The sequence below is a fragment of the Streptomyces sp. NPDC052023 genome, from assembly GCF_044548465.1.
Classification (GTDB): Bacteria; Actinomycetota; Actinomycetes; order Streptomycetales; family Streptomycetaceae; genus Streptomyces.
Window position 1 is genome coordinate 58,279 of record NZ_JBIUBW010000011.1, and the last position, 15,440, is coordinate 73,718.

General features: G+C 71.6%; 16 protein-coding genes. 11 read left to right on the forward strand and 5 right to left on the reverse strand.

The features are described from left to right. Positions 1-112 precede the first annotated feature (112 nt). Positions 113-967, forward strand: coding sequence for a winged helix-turn-helix domain-containing protein (locus ACIHCM_RS22225; RefSeq protein ID WP_399898402.1), 855 nt, complete (start codon positions 113-115; stop codon positions 965-967). A gap of 23 nt (positions 968-990) precedes the next feature. Here the strand turns inward: ACIHCM_RS22225 and ACIHCM_RS22230 are convergent, their stop codons facing one another. Beyond that, a complete protein-coding gene (locus tag ACIHCM_RS22230; RefSeq protein ID WP_399898404.1) occupies positions 991-1,179 on the reverse strand; it encodes a hypothetical protein in 189 nt (62 codons plus the stop codon). A gap of 160 nt (positions 1,180-1,339) precedes the next feature. Here ACIHCM_RS22230 and ACIHCM_RS22235 point away from each other — a divergent pair, with 160 nt between their 5' ends. From ACIHCM_RS22235 to ACIHCM_RS22255, 5 genes are all read left to right on the forward strand, one after another. Further along, complete coding sequence (locus ACIHCM_RS22235) at positions 1,340-2,221, forward strand: GntR family transcriptional regulator (RefSeq protein WP_399898406.1); 882 nt, start codon at positions 1,340-1,342, stop codon at positions 2,219-2,221. A 26-nt stretch (positions 2,222-2,247) separates the two neighbouring features. Continuing rightward, the gene (locus ACIHCM_RS22240; protein ID WP_399898408.1) at positions 2,248-2,970 is read left to right on the forward strand and encodes an HAD family hydrolase; all 723 of its coding nucleotides are present in this window, start codon (positions 2,248-2,250) and stop codon (positions 2,968-2,970) included. Positions 2,971-3,218: 248 nt separating this feature from the next. Further along, a complete protein-coding gene (locus tag ACIHCM_RS22245; protein WP_399898410.1) occupies positions 3,219-5,426 on the forward strand; it encodes a phosphotransferase family protein in 2,208 nt (735 codons plus the stop codon). A gap of 23 nt (positions 5,427-5,449) precedes the next feature. Then, positions 5,450-6,064 carry a TetR/AcrR family transcriptional regulator gene (locus ACIHCM_RS22250; protein WP_399898412.1) on the forward strand — a complete coding sequence of 205 codons (615 nt, stop codon included), beginning with the start codon at positions 5,450-5,452 and terminating at the stop codon, positions 6,062-6,064. A 54-nt stretch (positions 6,065-6,118) separates the two neighbouring features. Beyond that, positions 6,119-8,158 (forward strand): HelD family protein, encoded by a 2,040-nt coding sequence (locus ACIHCM_RS22255; RefSeq protein WP_399898414.1) that lies wholly within the window; start codon positions 6,119-6,121, stop codon positions 8,156-8,158. A 52-nt stretch (positions 8,159-8,210) separates the two neighbouring features. Here ACIHCM_RS22255 and ACIHCM_RS22260 read toward each other — a convergent pair whose 3' ends face one another. Then, complete coding sequence (locus ACIHCM_RS22260) at positions 8,211-9,059, reverse strand: nitroreductase/quinone reductase family protein (RefSeq protein ID WP_399898416.1); 849 nt, start codon at positions 9,057-9,059, stop codon at positions 8,211-8,213. A 225-nt stretch (positions 9,060-9,284) separates the two neighbouring features. Here ACIHCM_RS22260 and ACIHCM_RS22265 point away from each other — a divergent pair, with 225 nt between their 5' ends. Then, entirely contained in the window at positions 9,285-9,758 is a 474-nt protein-coding gene (locus ACIHCM_RS22265) for an HAD domain-containing protein (RefSeq protein WP_399898418.1), read from the forward strand. An 8-nt stretch (positions 9,759-9,766) separates the two neighbouring features. Here the strand turns inward: ACIHCM_RS22265 and ACIHCM_RS22270 are convergent, their stop codons facing one another. Further along, positions 9,767-10,759 (reverse strand): helix-turn-helix transcriptional regulator, encoded by a 993-nt coding sequence (locus ACIHCM_RS22270; protein ID WP_399898420.1) that lies wholly within the window; start codon positions 10,757-10,759, stop codon positions 9,767-9,769. A gap of 101 nt (positions 10,760-10,860) precedes the next feature. Between ACIHCM_RS22270 and ACIHCM_RS22275 the strand changes: the two genes are divergently transcribed. Beyond that, positions 10,861-11,439, forward strand: coding sequence for a DinB family protein (locus tag ACIHCM_RS22275; protein WP_399898801.1), 579 nt, complete (start codon positions 10,861-10,863; stop codon positions 11,437-11,439). A 96-nt stretch (positions 11,440-11,535) separates the two neighbouring features. On the opposite strand, the gene ACIHCM_RS22280 is transcribed toward ACIHCM_RS22275, so the two are convergent. Further along, the gene (locus tag ACIHCM_RS22280; RefSeq protein ID WP_399898422.1) at positions 11,536-12,129 is read right to left on the reverse strand and encodes a DinB family protein; all 594 of its coding nucleotides are present in this window, start codon (positions 12,127-12,129) and stop codon (positions 11,536-11,538) included. Between the two features lie 108 nt (positions 12,130-12,237). On the opposite strand from ACIHCM_RS22280, the gene ACIHCM_RS22285 reads away from it, so the two are divergent. From ACIHCM_RS22285 to ACIHCM_RS22295, 3 genes are all read left to right on the forward strand, one after another. Continuing rightward, entirely contained in the window at positions 12,238-12,804 is a 567-nt protein-coding gene (locus tag ACIHCM_RS22285) for a helix-turn-helix domain-containing protein (RefSeq protein ID WP_399898424.1), read from the forward strand. 61 nt (positions 12,805-12,865) lie between these two features. Then, positions 12,866-13,459: a hypothetical protein gene (locus ACIHCM_RS22290; RefSeq protein ID WP_399898426.1), complete on the forward strand. Its 594-nt coding sequence runs from the start codon at positions 12,866-12,868 to the stop codon at positions 13,457-13,459. A gap of 170 nt (positions 13,460-13,629) precedes the next feature. Then, a complete protein-coding gene (locus ACIHCM_RS22295) occupies positions 13,630-13,962 on the forward strand; it encodes a DUF2516 family protein (protein ID WP_174864723.1) in 333 nt (110 codons plus the stop codon). A 77-nt stretch (positions 13,963-14,039) separates the two neighbouring features. Here the strand turns inward: ACIHCM_RS22295 and ACIHCM_RS22300 are convergent, their stop codons facing one another. Then, a complete protein-coding gene (locus ACIHCM_RS22300; protein WP_399898428.1) occupies positions 14,040-15,392 on the reverse strand; it encodes a PP2C family protein-serine/threonine phosphatase in 1,353 nt (450 codons plus the stop codon). Between the last annotated feature and the right edge of the window lie 48 nt (positions 15,393-15,440).

Sequence of the window (15,440 nt, forward strand, 5' to 3'; positions counted from 1 at the left end):
CTCATAACCACCTACTTCTGAACTGACGGAAGATGGCGAGAAGTTGTAGTGTTCGGTCGTGGAGCGCGAACACGTCTCCGTCAATGGACGGAAGCGGCCACAGCGGCCGCAGATGTCACACCGCGAGGTGGCCGACGAACTGCGCACGCGGATCCGGGACCGGGTGCTGCAGCCGGGCCGGCGCATGCCCACGCAGGCGCAGTTGGCGGACGAGTTCGGCGTGGACCGGGGGACCGTCCGGCAGGCCCTGCGCATCCTGCAGCAGGAGCGGCTGCTGACCAACGTGTCCAAAGGGAGTCCGGCGACGGTGGCCCCCGACCCCGGCTGGGCGCCGGCCGGCCCGGAAGCCCCGCCCCAGCCGACCACCGTGGCCCTGGCGCCCCGGGTGGCGGCCGCGTTCGCCGCGCCGCACGTCGAGATCGACGCCCTGTGCCTGACGTCGATATCGCTCACCCTCTCGATCGGCGAGCCGCTGCGCCGGATCCACGCGGGTGAGCTGAAACCGGCCAAGGTCGACGTACGTGTCCTGCTGCCCAGCCGGGACATCGACCTCGCCTTCCCGGCGCCGGTGGACCTCGATCCCGCGGACGCCGACCGGCTGCACCAGCGGTGGCTGGCGATGCGCAACGCCCAGGGGCAGGTGCTTCAGCACAACCTGCTGGCGCTGCGCTCCACGCACGGGATCGACGTGCGGGTCTCCTTCCGTGCCCTGCCGTTCACGCCGCCGGTGAAGCTCTACCTGCTCAACGAGTCGGAGGCGCTGTTCGCCTACTACACGCTCCGGCGCCGCGAGGAGGAGATCGACCATGAACAGCTCCAGCTGTACGACGCCGAGGGCACCCGGTCGATGCTGTTCGCCTTCGAGCAGGGCGCCGGGCTGCGCGACGCGGCCTTCGTGGAACAGTCCCATCTGTGGTTCAACGCGTTGTGGGAGACGATCAGTTCGGAGCTGGTGCTCACGAACTGACGCCTCCCGTGGGTGCGGGTCGTTCACATGGCGGGGCCGGTCACGAGGAGTGCGAGCACGACCGCCCCGATGGAGCTGACGGTCGGGCTCTTCGCCTTGATGCCTACGGTGAGCAGGAGCAGGCCGACGACGCCGGTGGCGCCGTACTGCCAGGCGACGACCTGTTCGAAGCCGACGACGAAGACTGCGGAGAGGAGAGCGAGGGCCGGCACGGTGGTTCCCCCTTCTGGCCGCCGGGGAGGCAAAGCTTCCGCCAACTCGGTTGAGGTAGCGCGAAGTTGGCAACCAACTCTGCTTAAGTTGTCCCCACTTGGCAGACATCCATAAACAACTCGCAGGCAACTGCCGTTAGATGGCTTTGAGTTGTAGCGTTTGGTCGTGACTCAGGAGAACGTGGCAGTGAACGGCAGCAGAAGGCTCTCGCCGCAGAACATCGCCGACACGCTGCGGGAGCGCATCCGCAGCGGCGCCCTCAAGGCGGGCGACCGCCTGCCCACGCAGGCCGAACTCGCCGAGGAGTTCGGCGTGGAGCGCGGCACCGTCCGCCAGGCCCTGCGCGCGCTCCAGGAAGACGGACTGCTCAGCAACGTCAGCAAGGGCAGCCCGCCGCGCATCGCGGTACCGGCGGTGGCGAGCAGCGAGCCCCAGCCCACGATGGTCGGCCTCGCGCCGCGGCTCACGGCCGCGTTCTCCGCCCCGCACGTCCGCATCGACGCCGCCTGCCTGACCGCCGAGACCCTGATGCTGGCGCTGAGCGAGCCGGTCCGCGCGATCCACGAGGGCCGCGTCCGTCCCACGTCGGTCGACGTACGCATCCTGCTGCCTTCCCGGGACATCAACCTCGCCTTCCCCATCTCCGTCGAGGGCGGCGGCGACGAGGACCCCGTCCACAGGCGCTGGCTCTCCCAGCGCAACGCCCAGGGCCACGTCCTCCAGCACAACCTCCGCTCCCTGCGCGCCTCCCACGGCATCGACGTCCAGGTCACCTTCCGCGCGTTGCCGTTCACACCGCCGGTGAAGCTGTACCTGCTCAACGGCGAGGAGGCCCTGATCGCGTACTACATGGTCACCCGCCGCGCCGAGGACGACGGCACCGGGCCCCTGGACATGTACGACGTCCTCGGCAGCGAGTCCCTCCTCTTCTCCTTCGAGCAGGACTCCGGCCGCCGGGACGCGGCGTTTGTGGAGCAATCGCAGATGTGGTTCAACGCCCTCTGGGAAACCATCACGACGGACCTGACACTCTTTGAGTGACTTCTGATGCGACGCAGGCTGATCATGTGACTGCGGAGACCGACGACGAGACCGAGGCCCTGCGCCGGCTGATCGCCCGCGCCCGTGTCGTCCTGTGGGACTTCGACGGCCCCATCTGCCGGCTGTTCGCCGGGCATTCGGCTGAGGACGTGGCGCGTGACCTGGTGAAGTGGCTCGACCAACGGGGACTGGGCGGCCTGCTGTCGGAGCAGGAGAGACAGGCCCGTGACCCGCACGACATCCTGCGTGCCGTGGACAGCAGGCATCCCGGCAGCGACCTCATCGCCGAGTTGGAGGAACGTCTGACCACGGAGGAGCTGCGAGCGGCGTCCTCCGCGTGGCCGACCGAGTACGCCGACCGGCTGATACGCACATGGCAGGCGGTCGGCTCCCGGCTCGCCGTCACCACCAACAACTCGGCGCGCACGGCCCGCAGCTATCTGCAGGGCCGCGGTCTGCTCCCCTGCTTCGCCCCGCACATCTACGGCCGTACCCGGGACCTCGCTCGGCTCAAGCCGCACCCGCACAGCCTGAATCAGGCACTGACGGCCGTCGGGGCTGCCCCGGGGGAGGCGCTGATGATCGGCGACACACCGTCCGACCTGCACGCCGCATCGCGGGCCGGCACCGGTTTCCTGGGCTACGCGCGTAACGCCAGTAAGGCCGCCGTCCTGCGGGACGCCGGGGCCACGGTCGTCGTCGGGTCGCTGGAGCCGGTGCTGCGCGTGGTGGAGTCGACCGGACGGTGAGCGGCGTGCGCTAGCATGCGACCACCGCATGAGCAAGCGCTCACAACCGTACGGGTGAGTCGGCGAATCGGCCGCGCTCGAACGGCATCACCCACAAGAGTGGCGCACCACCCGTCGAGCCGACCTCGGCGCCGACTCGGCTCGTGTGGAAGGTGAGTCGGCCCTACCGTTTGCCCGTACACATCTCTGCCCGTTCATCTCTCTGCCCGAACCCGTCCACCCCTCGCGCGAAGACCCCGGAGCGGCCAGTGCGCGCACGTCCTGTTACCCGGCGCCTGCGCGGGACGCGCGCCGACGGTGACCTGCCCCCGGCCGTGAGGGCCTTCGTGGCGGGCGCGGTGGAGGGCGGGAGCGTCGGCACGGGCCATCACAACCGCAACTATGTGCGATTCCTTACCCCGGACCTGGCACGGCTGCTGGGCGAGCCGCCGGGCACGCCCGTGATCGTACGGATCCGTCGCGACGACGCGTTACCGCTGGTGATCCGGACCTGGCGGGACGAGGCCCAGATCCTCGACGCGGTCGGCGGCGCCCTGCCCGATGTGCCGCAGTGCCTCCTCGAAGGGGACGGGTTCGCCATCCACAGCTATGTGGACGGCGTGCCGCTCTCCGAGGTCTGCGGAAACGGTAAGCCTCTGGACCCCATGCAGCTGAAGGAAGCTGCCCGGCTGCTCGCCTCGATGGCCCAGGTGCGCCGGGGAGCGCTGCCGCCCCTCCCGACGCGCTGGCCCACCAACGACACGGACAGCCAGGGCTTTCTGCGCACCCTGACCCGCCTCGCGGACGAGCAGATCCGGAGGCCCAACTGGTCCGCCTTCGGCGGCCTGTTCAAGGCGCTGGGCGTCCCGGAGGACGCCTTGGTGCGGCTCGGCGAGCGCGTACCGGCCATGACACGGCGGCCGTACAGCCTGCTCCACACGGATCTGCACCGTGACAACCTGATCGTGCCGACGTCAGATGAGCCGGCCCTGGTCGGCGTCGACTGGGAACTCGCCACCTACGGCGACCCGTTGCACGACCTCGCCATCCACCTCGTACGTATGGGGTATCCCGCCTCCCAGGAGCCGGAAGTGATCGTGGCGTGGGCCGAGGAGATGGGGCGGGTCCGCCCGGCCGCCGTGCACGGGCTGCACAAGGACCTTCGGCACTACCTCGCCTTCGAACAGGCCCAGTCCGTCTATCCGGACATCGTGCGCGCCGCGCGTTCGCTGGAGAACTCCTTTGACGAGCAGAGCCTGCGGGACGCGGCAGCGGCTGTACGGCTGGCTCTTCGCACGGCCGAGGAACCGCTCGGGCTCAGCAACGTGCCGCGCCCCCGGGAGATCGAGCAGATCCTCTTCCGCTGGCGGGCGTCCCGGCTCGCGGCGCTCACCGGTGTCCGCGAACCACTGGCGCGGGCCTTCGGCTGGACGCCGGACGAGCGGCTGCCGGAACGCGCCGACTTCCCGCGTCGGGCGGTGACGGACGCCTTGCGGGAGGAGGGTGCCGCCCCCGCCGGCCGGGTGTTCAAGGGCACCGCCCATCTCAACTCTGTGGTCCGGGTGGACGGGGTGGACTTCCCCGTGGTCGTACGCCGCAAGGTGGCGAACCTGTGCCGTCGTGAACCCAGTTACCTCAGCGAGCACGCCGTGCTCGGGGCCATCGAGGAGTCGCAGGTCGCGGTCGCGGCACCGAAGGCGCTGGCCCTGGGCAGGTGCTACCAGGGTGAACCTTTCACCATCCACACCTATGTAGGGCCGTACGCCGGATCGCGCGACATCGACCGTCCCCCGAACCACCCGGTGCACGGCCTGCTGCCGCACGAGGCGGACGGGCTGGTCGACCAGTTGTGCGCCCTGACCGAGGTGAAGTACAAGCAGGTGGACCCGACCGCCGGCGACGGCGGCTTCCACGCCTGGCTGTGCGAGCAGCTCGTCGCGCTCGTCCGCGATCTGCCGAAGAGGTCCCAGCAACTCGCACGGCTGCTCGGCCTCCCGGACGCCGCACGCCTTCGCGAGATCCTCGCCCGCTACGAGGTGACCCCGCGCAAGCCCGCCCTGCTGCACGGCGACCTCAACCCGTGGAACCTGGTCCGCCGGGACGACTGGCCGGCCCTGACGCTGATCGACTGGGAGATGGCCCTGGTCGGCGACCCCCTCTACGACCTCGTCCGGCACATGCACCTCACCCCCACCCGGCCGGAGATCCGCGACCGTATGTTCCGCCGCTGGGAGAGCCGGCTGTCCGACGTCTACACCTGTGACTGGCGCAAGGACTGGCGGGTCTACCGCTGGATCGAGATCATCCGCTCGGCGTACGTCGACCTCGACCGCCTGGTGACCGGAGCGAGCCTCGACGCGCCGAACGTACGGCGTGCGGTGGACTCGTACGCGATGACCCTGGTGGCCGCCACGGCCTCGCTGGGTCTGCCGCTCCGCCCCACGGCCGGCCCTTATCTGACCCGGGCCCTGGCGTGACCCGGCCCCCGTAGGCTCGGCGCATGAGCGAGATCGGGCTGCGTGAGCGCAAGAAGCAGCGGATGTATCAGGTGGTGTCGGACCTGGCGATCGGGTTGTTCCTGGAGAAGGGGTTCGACGCCGTGCCGGTCGCCGAGATCGCTGCCGCTGCCGAGATCTCCAAGCCGACGCTGTTCCGCTACTTCCCGGCCAAGGAGGACCTCGTCCTGCACCGCATCGCCGATCACGAGGGCGAGGCGGCGCGGGTGGTCGGTGAGGGGGCCGAGGCGCCGCTGGTCGCCCTGCGGCGGCACTTCCTGGACGGGCTGGAGCGGTTCGATCCGGTCACCGGGCTGAACGACGAGCCGGGCGTGCTCGCCTTCCATGGGCTGCTGTACGGCACTCCCGCGCTGGTCGCGCGGCTGTACCAGTACCTGGAGCGCTCCGAGGTGGCGCTGGCGGAGGCGCTCGGTGGGGGGCTCGACGCGCGGCTGGCCGCCGGCCAGATCGTCGCCGTCCAGCGGGTGCTGGCGCAGGAGAACTGGCGGCGGATGGCGGCAGGGGAGCGGGCCGTGGCCGTACGGGCGGAGGCCGTCGGCGCGGCGGAGCGGGCGTTCGGGGTGCTGGGGGCGGGGTTGCCGTGGCTCACCGTGCATTAGGTGAGACTGACTAAAAAACTTTACTCGGTTACGTTATCCGGTACGCTCACCGGAATGACGGCACTCGACCACGCCCTCCGCCAGGAACGCGCCCACCACGACAACTGCCGCACCGCGCTCGCCGCCATGATCGACGGCGCACATGACCACGTCGTCACCGGCGAGGACGTCTCCGCGTCCGGCGCCGACGCCGAGGTCCTCGGGCACCGGCTGCGCAGCCGCGCCAGGGAGCTGCGGGAGCTGCCCGAAGGGCCGTTGTTCTTCGGCCGGCTGGACTTCGGCACGGACCCCGCAGAGCAGCGTCCGCAGGCCGCCCGGCAGCCACTGCACATCGGCCGGGTGCGTATCGCCGAGCACCCCGCCGTGCCGCCCCTCGTCGTCGACTGGCGCGCCCCCGTCTCCCGCGCCTTCTACCAGGCGAGCGCCCGCGACCCGCAGGGCGTCGCCGTACGCCGCCGCTTCGGCTGGGCGCCCGGCAGCCGGGGCGACTCCGCCGACCTCACCGCCCTGGAGGACGAGCACCTCGGGCGCGGCGAGTCCCGGCCCAGTGACCTCGTCGCCCGCGAGATCGAACGGCCCCGCGTCGGGCCCATGCGGGACATCGCCGCGACGATCCAGCCCGAGCAGGACGACCTCGTACGGAGCGACCTGGGCGGCTCCGTGTGCGTGCAGGGCGCCCCCGGCACCGGCAAGACCGCGGTCGGCCTGCACCGCGCCGCCTATCTCCTCTACACCCACCCCCAGCGCGTGCGTCGCGCCGGCCTGCTGATCCTCGGCCCCAACCGCGCCTTCCTGTCGTACATCTCGGAGGTCCTGCCGGCCCTGGGGGAGAGCGGTGTCCGGCAGTCGACGCTGGGCGAGGAGATCGCGCGGCATCCGGTCACGGGGGATGACGACCCGCGCACGGCCGCCGTCAAACACGACGCCCGCATGGCCGGGGTGCTGCGCCGCGCGCTGTACGCGCGCGTGCGGGCCGGCGACGACTGCCTCGCCGTACCGGACGGGTCGTACCGCTGGCGGGTCGGAGCCGAGGAGCTGCGGGCGATCCTCGACGGGGTACGGGCCGAGGAGCCGCCGTATCAGGTGGGGAGGGAACGGCTTCGGGCGCGCGTGGTGGCCCGGGTGCGGGCGCAGGCCGAACGGCGAAGCGGCCCCCGTACGAACACCTGGGTTCGGAAGATCGAACGATCACGGGCGATCGGTGCTCACCTCGACACCGTGTGGCCGCGGGTGCGTCCGGAGGAGCTCGTCGCCGAACTGCTCACCGACCCCGAGGCGTTGTCGCGCGCCTGTGACGGACAGCTCGACGGCGAGGAGCAGCAGGCGCTGCTGTGGGCCCGGCCGCCGCGGACGTGGAGGTCGGCGCGCTGGTCGGCCGCCGACCTCGTCCTTCTCGACGAGGTCGCCGGGCTCCTCGAACACCCCCAGGGGTACGGCCATGTCGTCGTCGACGAGGCCCAGGACCTCTCCCCGATGGAATGCCGCGCCATCGCCCGCCGCTCGCCCTTCGGCTCGCTGACCGTCCTCGGGGATCTCGCGCAGGGCACCACGCCGTGGGCGGCCCGCGGCTGGGACGCACAGCTACGCCACCTGGGGAAGCCGCAAGCGGTGGTGGTGCCGCTGACGACCGGGTTCCGGGTGCCGGCGGCTGTGCTGGGGCTCGCCAACCGGCTGCTGCGGCGGCTGGGTGTGGACGTGCCGGAGGCGCGGTCGGTGCGTGAAGACGGGGAGTTGCGGATCCGGGAGGCCGCGGGTGACCTGCGCGGGGCGGTCGTGGCGGCCGTGCGGGACGCACTGCGTCGGGAGGGGTCGGTGGGGGTCGTGGCGGCCGACACGGACGCCGGGTGGGTGCGGGAGGCGCTCACGGAGTCCGGGATCGACGTGGCGGGTCCGGAGGAGCCCGGTGCCCGGGTGACGGTGGCGCCGGCGAGTGTGGTCAAGGGGCTGGAGTACGACCATGTCGTCGCCGTCGAACCGGCGGCGATCGTGGCGGGGGAGCCGGCGGCGGGGCGGGGGCTGCACCGGCTGTACGTGGTGGTGACGCGGGCCGTGTCGCGGCTGGACGTCGTGCACGCGCGCGTGCTGCCCTTCTGAGGGCGGGGCGCCTCCAGGGTGATCCTCCAGGAGGCGTCCCGCCGTGCGGAGGTCAGGCGTCGAGCAGGGGGATCAACTGCTCTTCCTCGTACGTCAGATGCGCCTCCAGTTCCCGGGTGAGGCGCTCGACCTCGGCGCGGGCGGCGGCCGGGTCGGCCGTGCCGAGCGCTGTGCGCAGGTCCTCCACCAGGGCGGCGATGCGTTCGTGCTCCTCGCGGAGACGTGCCACGGCGGGGGCGGCGTCGGGGTGGCGGTCGGCGAGGAAGGGGAACAGGCCGAGGTCCTCGCCGGTGTGGTGGTTGTGCAGCCCGTGGCAGAAGGTGAGGCAGTTGGCGCGCAACTGGGCGCCGAGAGGGCTGCCGCCTTCCGTGCCTTTGCTCATCTCCTCACGGATGAGAGCGAGTTCGCGCCGGAAGGCGTCATGGACGACTTTGATCGCTTCGCCCATGGAGCCGGCGTTGATGTTCGGCGGGCCGCCCGCGATCTCGTACAGTGCCACGACCGGTATCACCCGGCCCGCCTTCCGCTGGTACTCCGCCCAGCCGGCGTCCGTCTCGACGGCTCGCGCGAAGGCCTGGTCGCGCTTCTCGCCCTTCAGTACCTCGGCCCGCGCCCGGTATGTGAACGCACCGCTCTCCACGGTGACTTCGGGATGGGCGAGAAGGTTGTGGTACCAGGCGGGATGCCGGGGAGCGCCGCCCGCGGAGGCGATGACCAGGATGCGGTCGGCGCCGTCGGGGAGGTAGGCCACGGGGGTGGTGTGCTCGGCTCCCGTGCGGGCGCCGGTGGTGGTGAGCAGGATGAGGCGGGCGCCTTCGAAGTAGCCGCCGACGCGGCCCCGGTTGGCGCGGAACTCCTCGATGACCTGTTGGTTGAAGTCGTTGACACTGTTGTCGGGCATGTTCGTGGTTCTCTTCTCTCTCCGGTTCGTGATCGTCACGAGTGATCGGTGATCGGTGATCGGGGATCGGGGATCTCGGATCTGTGATCGAACGCGCGTAGGCGCGGAGAGAGATCGGCGGACTCCTGGCCCGCCGCGGCCTCATTCAGAGGCCGGGCACCCAACTCGCTCGCGGCACTTGGCCGCAAACCCGGCAGTCATGGGGGTAACAGTAGCCTGGACTCGATGCTCCTCTTCCTGGATATCGACGGCACGCTGCTTCCGTTCGGGTCGGCGGATCCGTATGCGGTGTTCGAGACGCCCTCCGGGCAGGGCTCCGGCAACCCGCTGCTGAGCAGGGTCGATCCGGCGCTGGGCCCGCGGCTGCGGGCGCTGGGCTGCGAACTGGTGTGGGCCACCACCTGGCTGGACGAGGCGAACGAGGCCATGGCGCCCTGGCTCGGCCTGCCCCCGCTGCCGGTCGTGGACTGGCCGGAGGAGGCCGAGCGGCCCGGCCCGCTGCACTGGAAGACCCGGCCGCTCGTGGCCTGGGCGGCGGGCCGGCCCTTCGTGTGGCTCGACGACGAGATCGGCGCGGCCGACCAGGACTGGGTGACCGCCCACCACCCTGGGCGGGCCCTGCTGCATCGCGTGGACCATCGGGTGGGGCTCACCGATGCGGACCTCGGTGTGGTGGCGGCGTGGGTGCGCGGGACGTGACCGAACCGTCAGCCGGCGTCACGCCGTATGCTCGCTGCCTCGGCGTAGCGGCGGGCCAGGTGCGCGAAGGCCTCCCGGAGTTCGGGCGGGCCGACGACCTCGATGCCGGCGTCGAATCTGCCGATGAGGGACGCCAGGCCCGGCCACGACCAGGATCCCAGGACGAGGCGGCAGCGGTCCGGGCCGAGTTCCTCGACGACTCCGTCATGGCTGTGCCGGGACACGGCGGTGGCGGGAAGGTCGAGGATCACCTCGCCGCGACACGGCCAGTCACCGGCTCCGCCGGAGCCTCGGAACCGGTCCGTGACGAAGGCGGCCACGTCGCCTCCCGGCAGTACGCGCGGGGTGAAGCGGGGCCCGGTGGGCACGCGCGGCGTGATGCGGTCGGCGCGGAAGGTACGCCAGTCCGCGCGGTCGAGGTCCCAGGCGACGAGGTACCAGCGGCCACCCCAGGTGACGACGTGGTGGGGCTCCACCCGGCGCGGTGGACGCGGGACGCCGGAGTCGTCCACGCCGGGCGGGTAGTCGAAGCGGAGCACCTCCCGCGCGTGGGTGACCGCGCCGAGCGTCATCAGCACGCCGCTGCCGACCGGGGTCTCCGGCCGGCGCCCGGGCTGTTCGACGGCGGTGACCTGGACCGTGTCGACGCGGTGACGCAGCCGTGCGGGCATGACCTGACGCACGGTGGTCAGCGCGCGGGCCGCGGCTTCCTCGATGCCGGCCCCGGAGGTGGTGGCGCTCCTGAGGGCGACGGCCAGGGCGACCGCCTGTTCGTCGTCGAACAGCAACGGGGGCAGGTCGCTGCCCGCGGCGAGCCGGTAGCCGCCGTCCGGGCCCTTGACGGTCACGACGGGATACCCCAGCTCACGCAGGCGTTCGACGTCGCGGCGCACGGTGCGGGGGCTGATGTCCAGCCGCTCGGCCAGCAGTGCGCCCGGCCAGTCCCGGCGCGCCTGGAGCAGGGAGAGCAGCGACAGCAGTCGCGCTGAGGTCTTCGGCATGCCCGGCATCCTGCCCGGAGTAGCGGCCACCACCTGACCGCTTCCGATGCGACGGTGAATCCGTGCCGAAAACCGACAACGACCGGAAGGGCCCGACCATCATGGCTGCCGACACCACCCCCGCCTCCCCTCCCCACGACGAGCGCACCGACCTGCTCGCCGCTCTCGCGACGGCGCGAGCCGCCCTCGTCAGGACGACGCGCGACCTCAGCGACGAACAGGCGGGTGAACGCCCGACGGTGAGCGCGCTGTGCCTGGGCGGGCTGATCAAGCACGTCGCGTCCATGGAGGAGTCCTGGATGCGCTTCGCGGTCGAGGGGCGCTCCGCGATGAACTTCGACCTGCCCGAGGGTGTCACCTGGGCGGACCTCGCGGCCGGTACCGCACGCGCGGTGCCGCAGTGGATGATCGACCACCAGAACGACTTCGCGATGCAGCCCGGCGAGACGCTGGCCGGGATCCTGCGGCGCTACGAGGAGGTCGCCGCCGCGAGCGAGAAGACCCTCGCCTCGGTCCCCGACCTGTCGGCGACGCACCCGCTTCCGGAGGCGCCGTGGAACGAGCCGGGAGCGGTGCGCAGTGTGCGCGGGGTGGTGCTGCACCTCATCGCCGAGACCACCCAGCACGCCGGGCACGCGGACATCCTGCGCGAGACGCTCGACGGGCAGACGTCCACCTGACGCGGTGAGCCGGAAGGGAGGCCGAAGTGCGCAGGGCTCAGCGTCAGGGCTCCCCTGGCCCGGCTCCCACCTCTCGCCTCCGGGCCCTTCCCGCCGTCACACGCCCCCGCCCGCTTCCCGGGCCGCCCGCTCCAGCCGGCCCCGGTACTCCTCCCACCACGCCGAATCGCCCGTGGGGATGCTGGTGTTGTCCTCCCGCATCCCCACGGCTCCGTCGATCAGCTCGCGGAGGATGTCGGCGTGCCCGGCGTGCCGGTGCGTGTCGGCGATCACGCGGACGACGGCGTGATGCAACGTCACCTCGTCCTTGCCGTCGGGCCACCATGGCACCTTGCCGAGGGTGTCCAGCGCCAGGGCGTCGATCGTCGCGTCCGCGTGCGCCCACGCCCGGCGGTAGAGCCCCACGACGAACTCGCGGGACTCGCCGGCGGTGGCCCACATGTCCGCGTTGACCTCCGCACCCTCGTCGAGCCAGGGCAGCGGCTCACCGGAGGGCCGCCCGAAGGTGTCGCCGAGATAGCCCAACTCCACGCTCGCCGCGTGTTTCACGAGGCCCAGAAGGTTGGTACCCGTCGGCGTGAGGGGGCGGCGGATGTCGTACTCCGGGAGCCCTTCCAGCTTCCACAGCAGGGCGTCGCGGGCGGACTGCAGAGAGAAGTGGAGATCGGCTTTGGCGTCCGTTGCGGTCATGGCGCCAGTCTGCCGCGCGGGGCGCCCGGTGCTGCCGTACGGGTGGTGTGGCGCACTCTTGCAAGCGGGTTGCTTGCAATTGTTAGCAGGGCGCGGCATGGTGGAGGCATGGCATCGCTCAACGTCGGCAATCTCGGCGAGTATCTGCGTGAGCAGCGGCGCAACGCGCAGCTGTCGCTCAGGCAGCTCGCCGACGCCGCCGGGGTGTCCAATCCGTATCTGAGCCAGATCGAGCGCGGGCTGCGCAAGCCGAGCGCGGAGGTGCTGCAGCAGGTCGCCAAGGCGCTGCGGATCTCCGCCGAGACGCTGTACGTGCGGGCCGGGATCCTCGACGCCGAGCGGGACCGGGACGAGGTGGAGACGCGCGCCGTCATCCTCGCCGATCCCACGCTGAACGAGCGGCAGAAGCAGGTGCTGCTCCAGGTCTACGAGTCGTTCCGCAAGGAGAACGGCTTCGAGGCCGGCAGGGTGAGCGCGGCGCAGGACGGTGACCCGAGTGACGACAGCGACCGCAGCGACAGTCGCGACGGCAGCGATCGCAGCGGCATGAGAGACAGCGATCGCAGCGGCGCGAGAGACGACGACGGCAGCAGCGGCAGCGGCGACGGCGCCGTACGCGACACCCGCTCTGCCGACGGTAGCGACGCCGACCCGCGGCGGCGATCCGCCGGCTGAGCCGGCCGGACGCGGCGGGGCCCCGAAACCCTCACAGAAAGCCACCGGGAGGACCAGCACCATGGCCATCACCGACGACCTGCGCAAGACCCTCACCGACCCGCGGCCGCTCTACTTCGCCGCCGGCACCGCCGACCTGGCTTTCCAGCAGGCCAAGAAGGTGCCCAGCCTGGTCGACCAGCTGCGCAACGAGGCACCGGCCCGCATCGACGCCGTCCGCAACACCGACCCCAAGGCCGTCCAGGAGAAGGCCACCGCCCGCGTCAAGGAGACGCAGGAGAACGTCCAGACCAGGGTCAACGAGTTCCTCGGTTCCCTCGACTCCGACCTCAAGAAGCTGGGCGAGACCGCCCAGGACCTCGCCCTGCGCGGTGTCGGCATGGCCGCCGAGTACGCCGTGAAGGCCCGCGAGACCTACGAGAAGGTCGCCGAGCACGGTGAGCAGGCCGTGCGGACCTGGCGGGGCGAGGCCGCCGAGGAGATCGAGGAGCTCGCCATCGCCGTCGAGCCGGAGAGCAAGCCGGCCGAGGCCAAGGCGAGCAAGCCCGCCACGGCTCCGGCCGACGCCGGCACGGCGAAGAAGCCCGTCGCGAAGAAGGCTCCGGCCGCTCGCAAGGCGACCCCGGCGAAGAAGACCACGCCGTCGGCCAAGTGACACTCCCCGCGGACGGCGTCCGCGGTCCCGCCCGGTGACACGGACGGGTGATCGGTAACGGGTCGGGCACTCCTGGGGTGCCCGGCCCGTTCTTCGGGTAGCGGGCAGACGGTTGCGGGTACGGTGACCGCGTAGGGACTTAGCCGATACGGGTGGTGGACGTTGTGCTGATGCAGGGATTCGTCGGGTTCATGTGGCTGCTGAGCATGGCCCTGATCCTTTTCAGCGGCTTCGCGCTGATCGACGCCGCCACGCGTCGCGAGGACGCCTACCGCGCGGCCGACAAGCAGACCAAGCCCTTCTGGCTGATCATCCTCGGGCTCGCCTTCGTGGTGAACCTGATCTTCAACATCCTGTCGTTCCTGCCGATCATCGGCCTGATCGCGACGATCGTGTACATGGTCGACGTACGCCCGGCCCTGCGTGGCCTGCCGGGCGGTGGCCGTGCCCGCCGCGGTTCGAGCAGCGACGGCCCGTACGGCCCGTACAACGGCGGACGGTAACCGGCACCGCCGGAGTGCGGCCCCCGGGGCCGTGAAGGCCGGCGTCGTGCCACCGGCTCACCGCCGCGGCCCCGTCGCTACGGCACCCGGTCCAGCAGCAGCACGGCCACATCGTCCGCGAGCTCGCCGCCGTTGAGTTCGCGGACCTCGTTGACCGCCTCCCGCAGCAGCTGCTCCCCGCGCAGCCCCTGGGACAGCTGCCGGCTGATCATCTCCACCATGCCGTCCTGGCCGAGCCGCTCGCGGCCCTGGCCCGTGTGGCCCTCGATCAGGCCGTCGGTGTAGAGCATCAGGCTCCACTCCGGGCCCAGCTCCACCTGCATGCGCGGCCAGCGCGCACCCGGCAGCAGGCCGAGGGCGGGACCGTTGTTGTCGTACGGCAGCAGGCGCGGCGCGCGGCCCGGGCGGGCGATCAGCGGCGCCGGGTGACCGGCCAGGCAGAGGCCCGCGCGGCGGCCGTCCGGCGCTATGTCGACCGTGCACAGGGTCGCGAAGATCTCGTCGTCGGGGCGTTCGTGCTCCAGCACCTGCTGGAGGGTGTTCAGCAGCTCGTCGCCGCACAGGCCCGCCAGCGTCAGCGCGCGCCACGCGATGCGCAGCTCCACGCCGAGTGCCGCCTCGTCGGGGCCGTGTCCGCAGACATCGCCGATCATGGCGTGCACGGTGCCGTCGGGGGTGCGCACGACGTCGTAGAAGTCACCGCCGAGCAGCGCGCGCGAGCGGCCGGGGCGGTAGCGGGCGGCGAAGCGCAGCGGAGAGCCGTGCAGCAGCGGCGTGGGCAGCAGACCACGCTCCAGCCGGCGGTTCTCCTGAGCCCGCAGACGGCCTTCGGCGAGCCGCCGCTCGGCCGAGTCGGAACGTTTCCTCTCCACGGCGTAGCGGATCGCGCGGCTCAGCAGCCGCCCGTCCAGCTCGTCGCGGAACAGGTAGTCCTGGGCGCCCACGCGCACCGCCTGGGCACCACGCTCGGAGTCGCCGGACGCGGTGAGGGCGAGGACGGCGTGCCGGGGCGCCAGCTCCAGCACGTGGCGCAGGACGTACAGCTCGTCGTCGCTGTCCTCGGCACGGCCGGGAGCGGGCAGGGCGAGGTCCAGCAGGATGCAGTGGACGTCGTCGGTCAGCAGCCGCTCGGCCTCGGTGAGGTTGCGGGCGGTGCGAACCCTGATCGGCTTGCCGGCCTGGTCGAGCATCTCGGGCACGATCGGGGAGCCGCCGGGATCGTCCTCGATCAGCAGCAGCGTGAGGTTGGTGTCCGTGGTCGTGCTGATGGTGGTCTTCTGGGCCTTCTCTTCCTTGTGCGCTTCCTTGCGCGGAGCCTCAGTACCGGGATCACCGGATGCACCGGAGAGGCCGCGGACTGCGGGCGCGGCCTGCGCCTGACCACTCTCCACGGCCGGGATCGCTCTCTGCCGCGGTACGGGTACGGGCATTGTCCTGGGTTCCTTCCCTCCCCCCGAGGGCATGGCGGGTGCGAGGGA

Bases quoted from the DNA above. Each gene is read 5' to 3' on its own strand.
- ACIHCM_RS22290 (WP_399898426.1), top strand. From the start codon at position 12,866: ATGGCCATCACCGACGACCTGCGCAAGACCCTCACCGACCCGCGGCCG.
- ACIHCM_RS22250 (WP_399898412.1), top strand. From the start codon at position 5,450: ATGAGCGAGATCGGGCTGCGTGAGCGCAAGAAGCAGCGGATGTATCAG.
- ACIHCM_RS22295 (WP_174864723.1), top strand. From the start codon at position 13,630: ATGCAGGGATTCGTCGGGTTCATGTGGCTGCTGAGCATGGCCCTGATC.
- ACIHCM_RS22260 (WP_399898416.1), bottom strand. From the start codon at position 9,059: ATGCCCGACAACAGTGTCAACGACTTCAACCAACAGGTCATCGAGGAG.
- ACIHCM_RS22300 (WP_399898428.1), bottom strand. From the start codon at position 15,392: ATGCCCGTACCCGTACCGCGGCAGAGAGCGATCCCGGCCGTGGAGAGT.
- ACIHCM_RS22275 (WP_399898801.1), top strand. From the start codon at position 10,861: ATGGCTGCCGACACCACCCCCGCCTCCCCTCCCCACGACGAGCGCACC.
- ACIHCM_RS22265 (WP_399898418.1), top strand. From the start codon at position 9,285: ATGCTCCTCTTCCTGGATATCGACGGCACGCTGCTTCCGTTCGGGTCG.
- ACIHCM_RS22285 (WP_399898424.1), top strand. From the start codon at position 12,238: ATGGCATCGCTCAACGTCGGCAATCTCGGCGAGTATCTGCGTGAGCAG.
- ACIHCM_RS22270 (WP_399898420.1), bottom strand. From the start codon at position 10,759: ATGCCGAAGACCTCAGCGCGACTGCTGTCGCTGCTCTCCCTGCTCCAG.
- ACIHCM_RS22280 (WP_399898422.1), bottom strand. From the start codon at position 12,129: ATGACCGCAACGGACGCCAAAGCCGATCTCCACTTCTCTCTGCAGTCC.
- ACIHCM_RS22255 (WP_399898414.1), top strand. From the start codon at position 6,119: ATGACGGCACTCGACCACGCCCTCCGCCAGGAACGCGCCCACCACGAC.
- ACIHCM_RS22225 (WP_399898402.1), top strand. From the start codon at position 113: ATGTCACACCGCGAGGTGGCCGACGAACTGCGCACGCGGATCCGGGAC.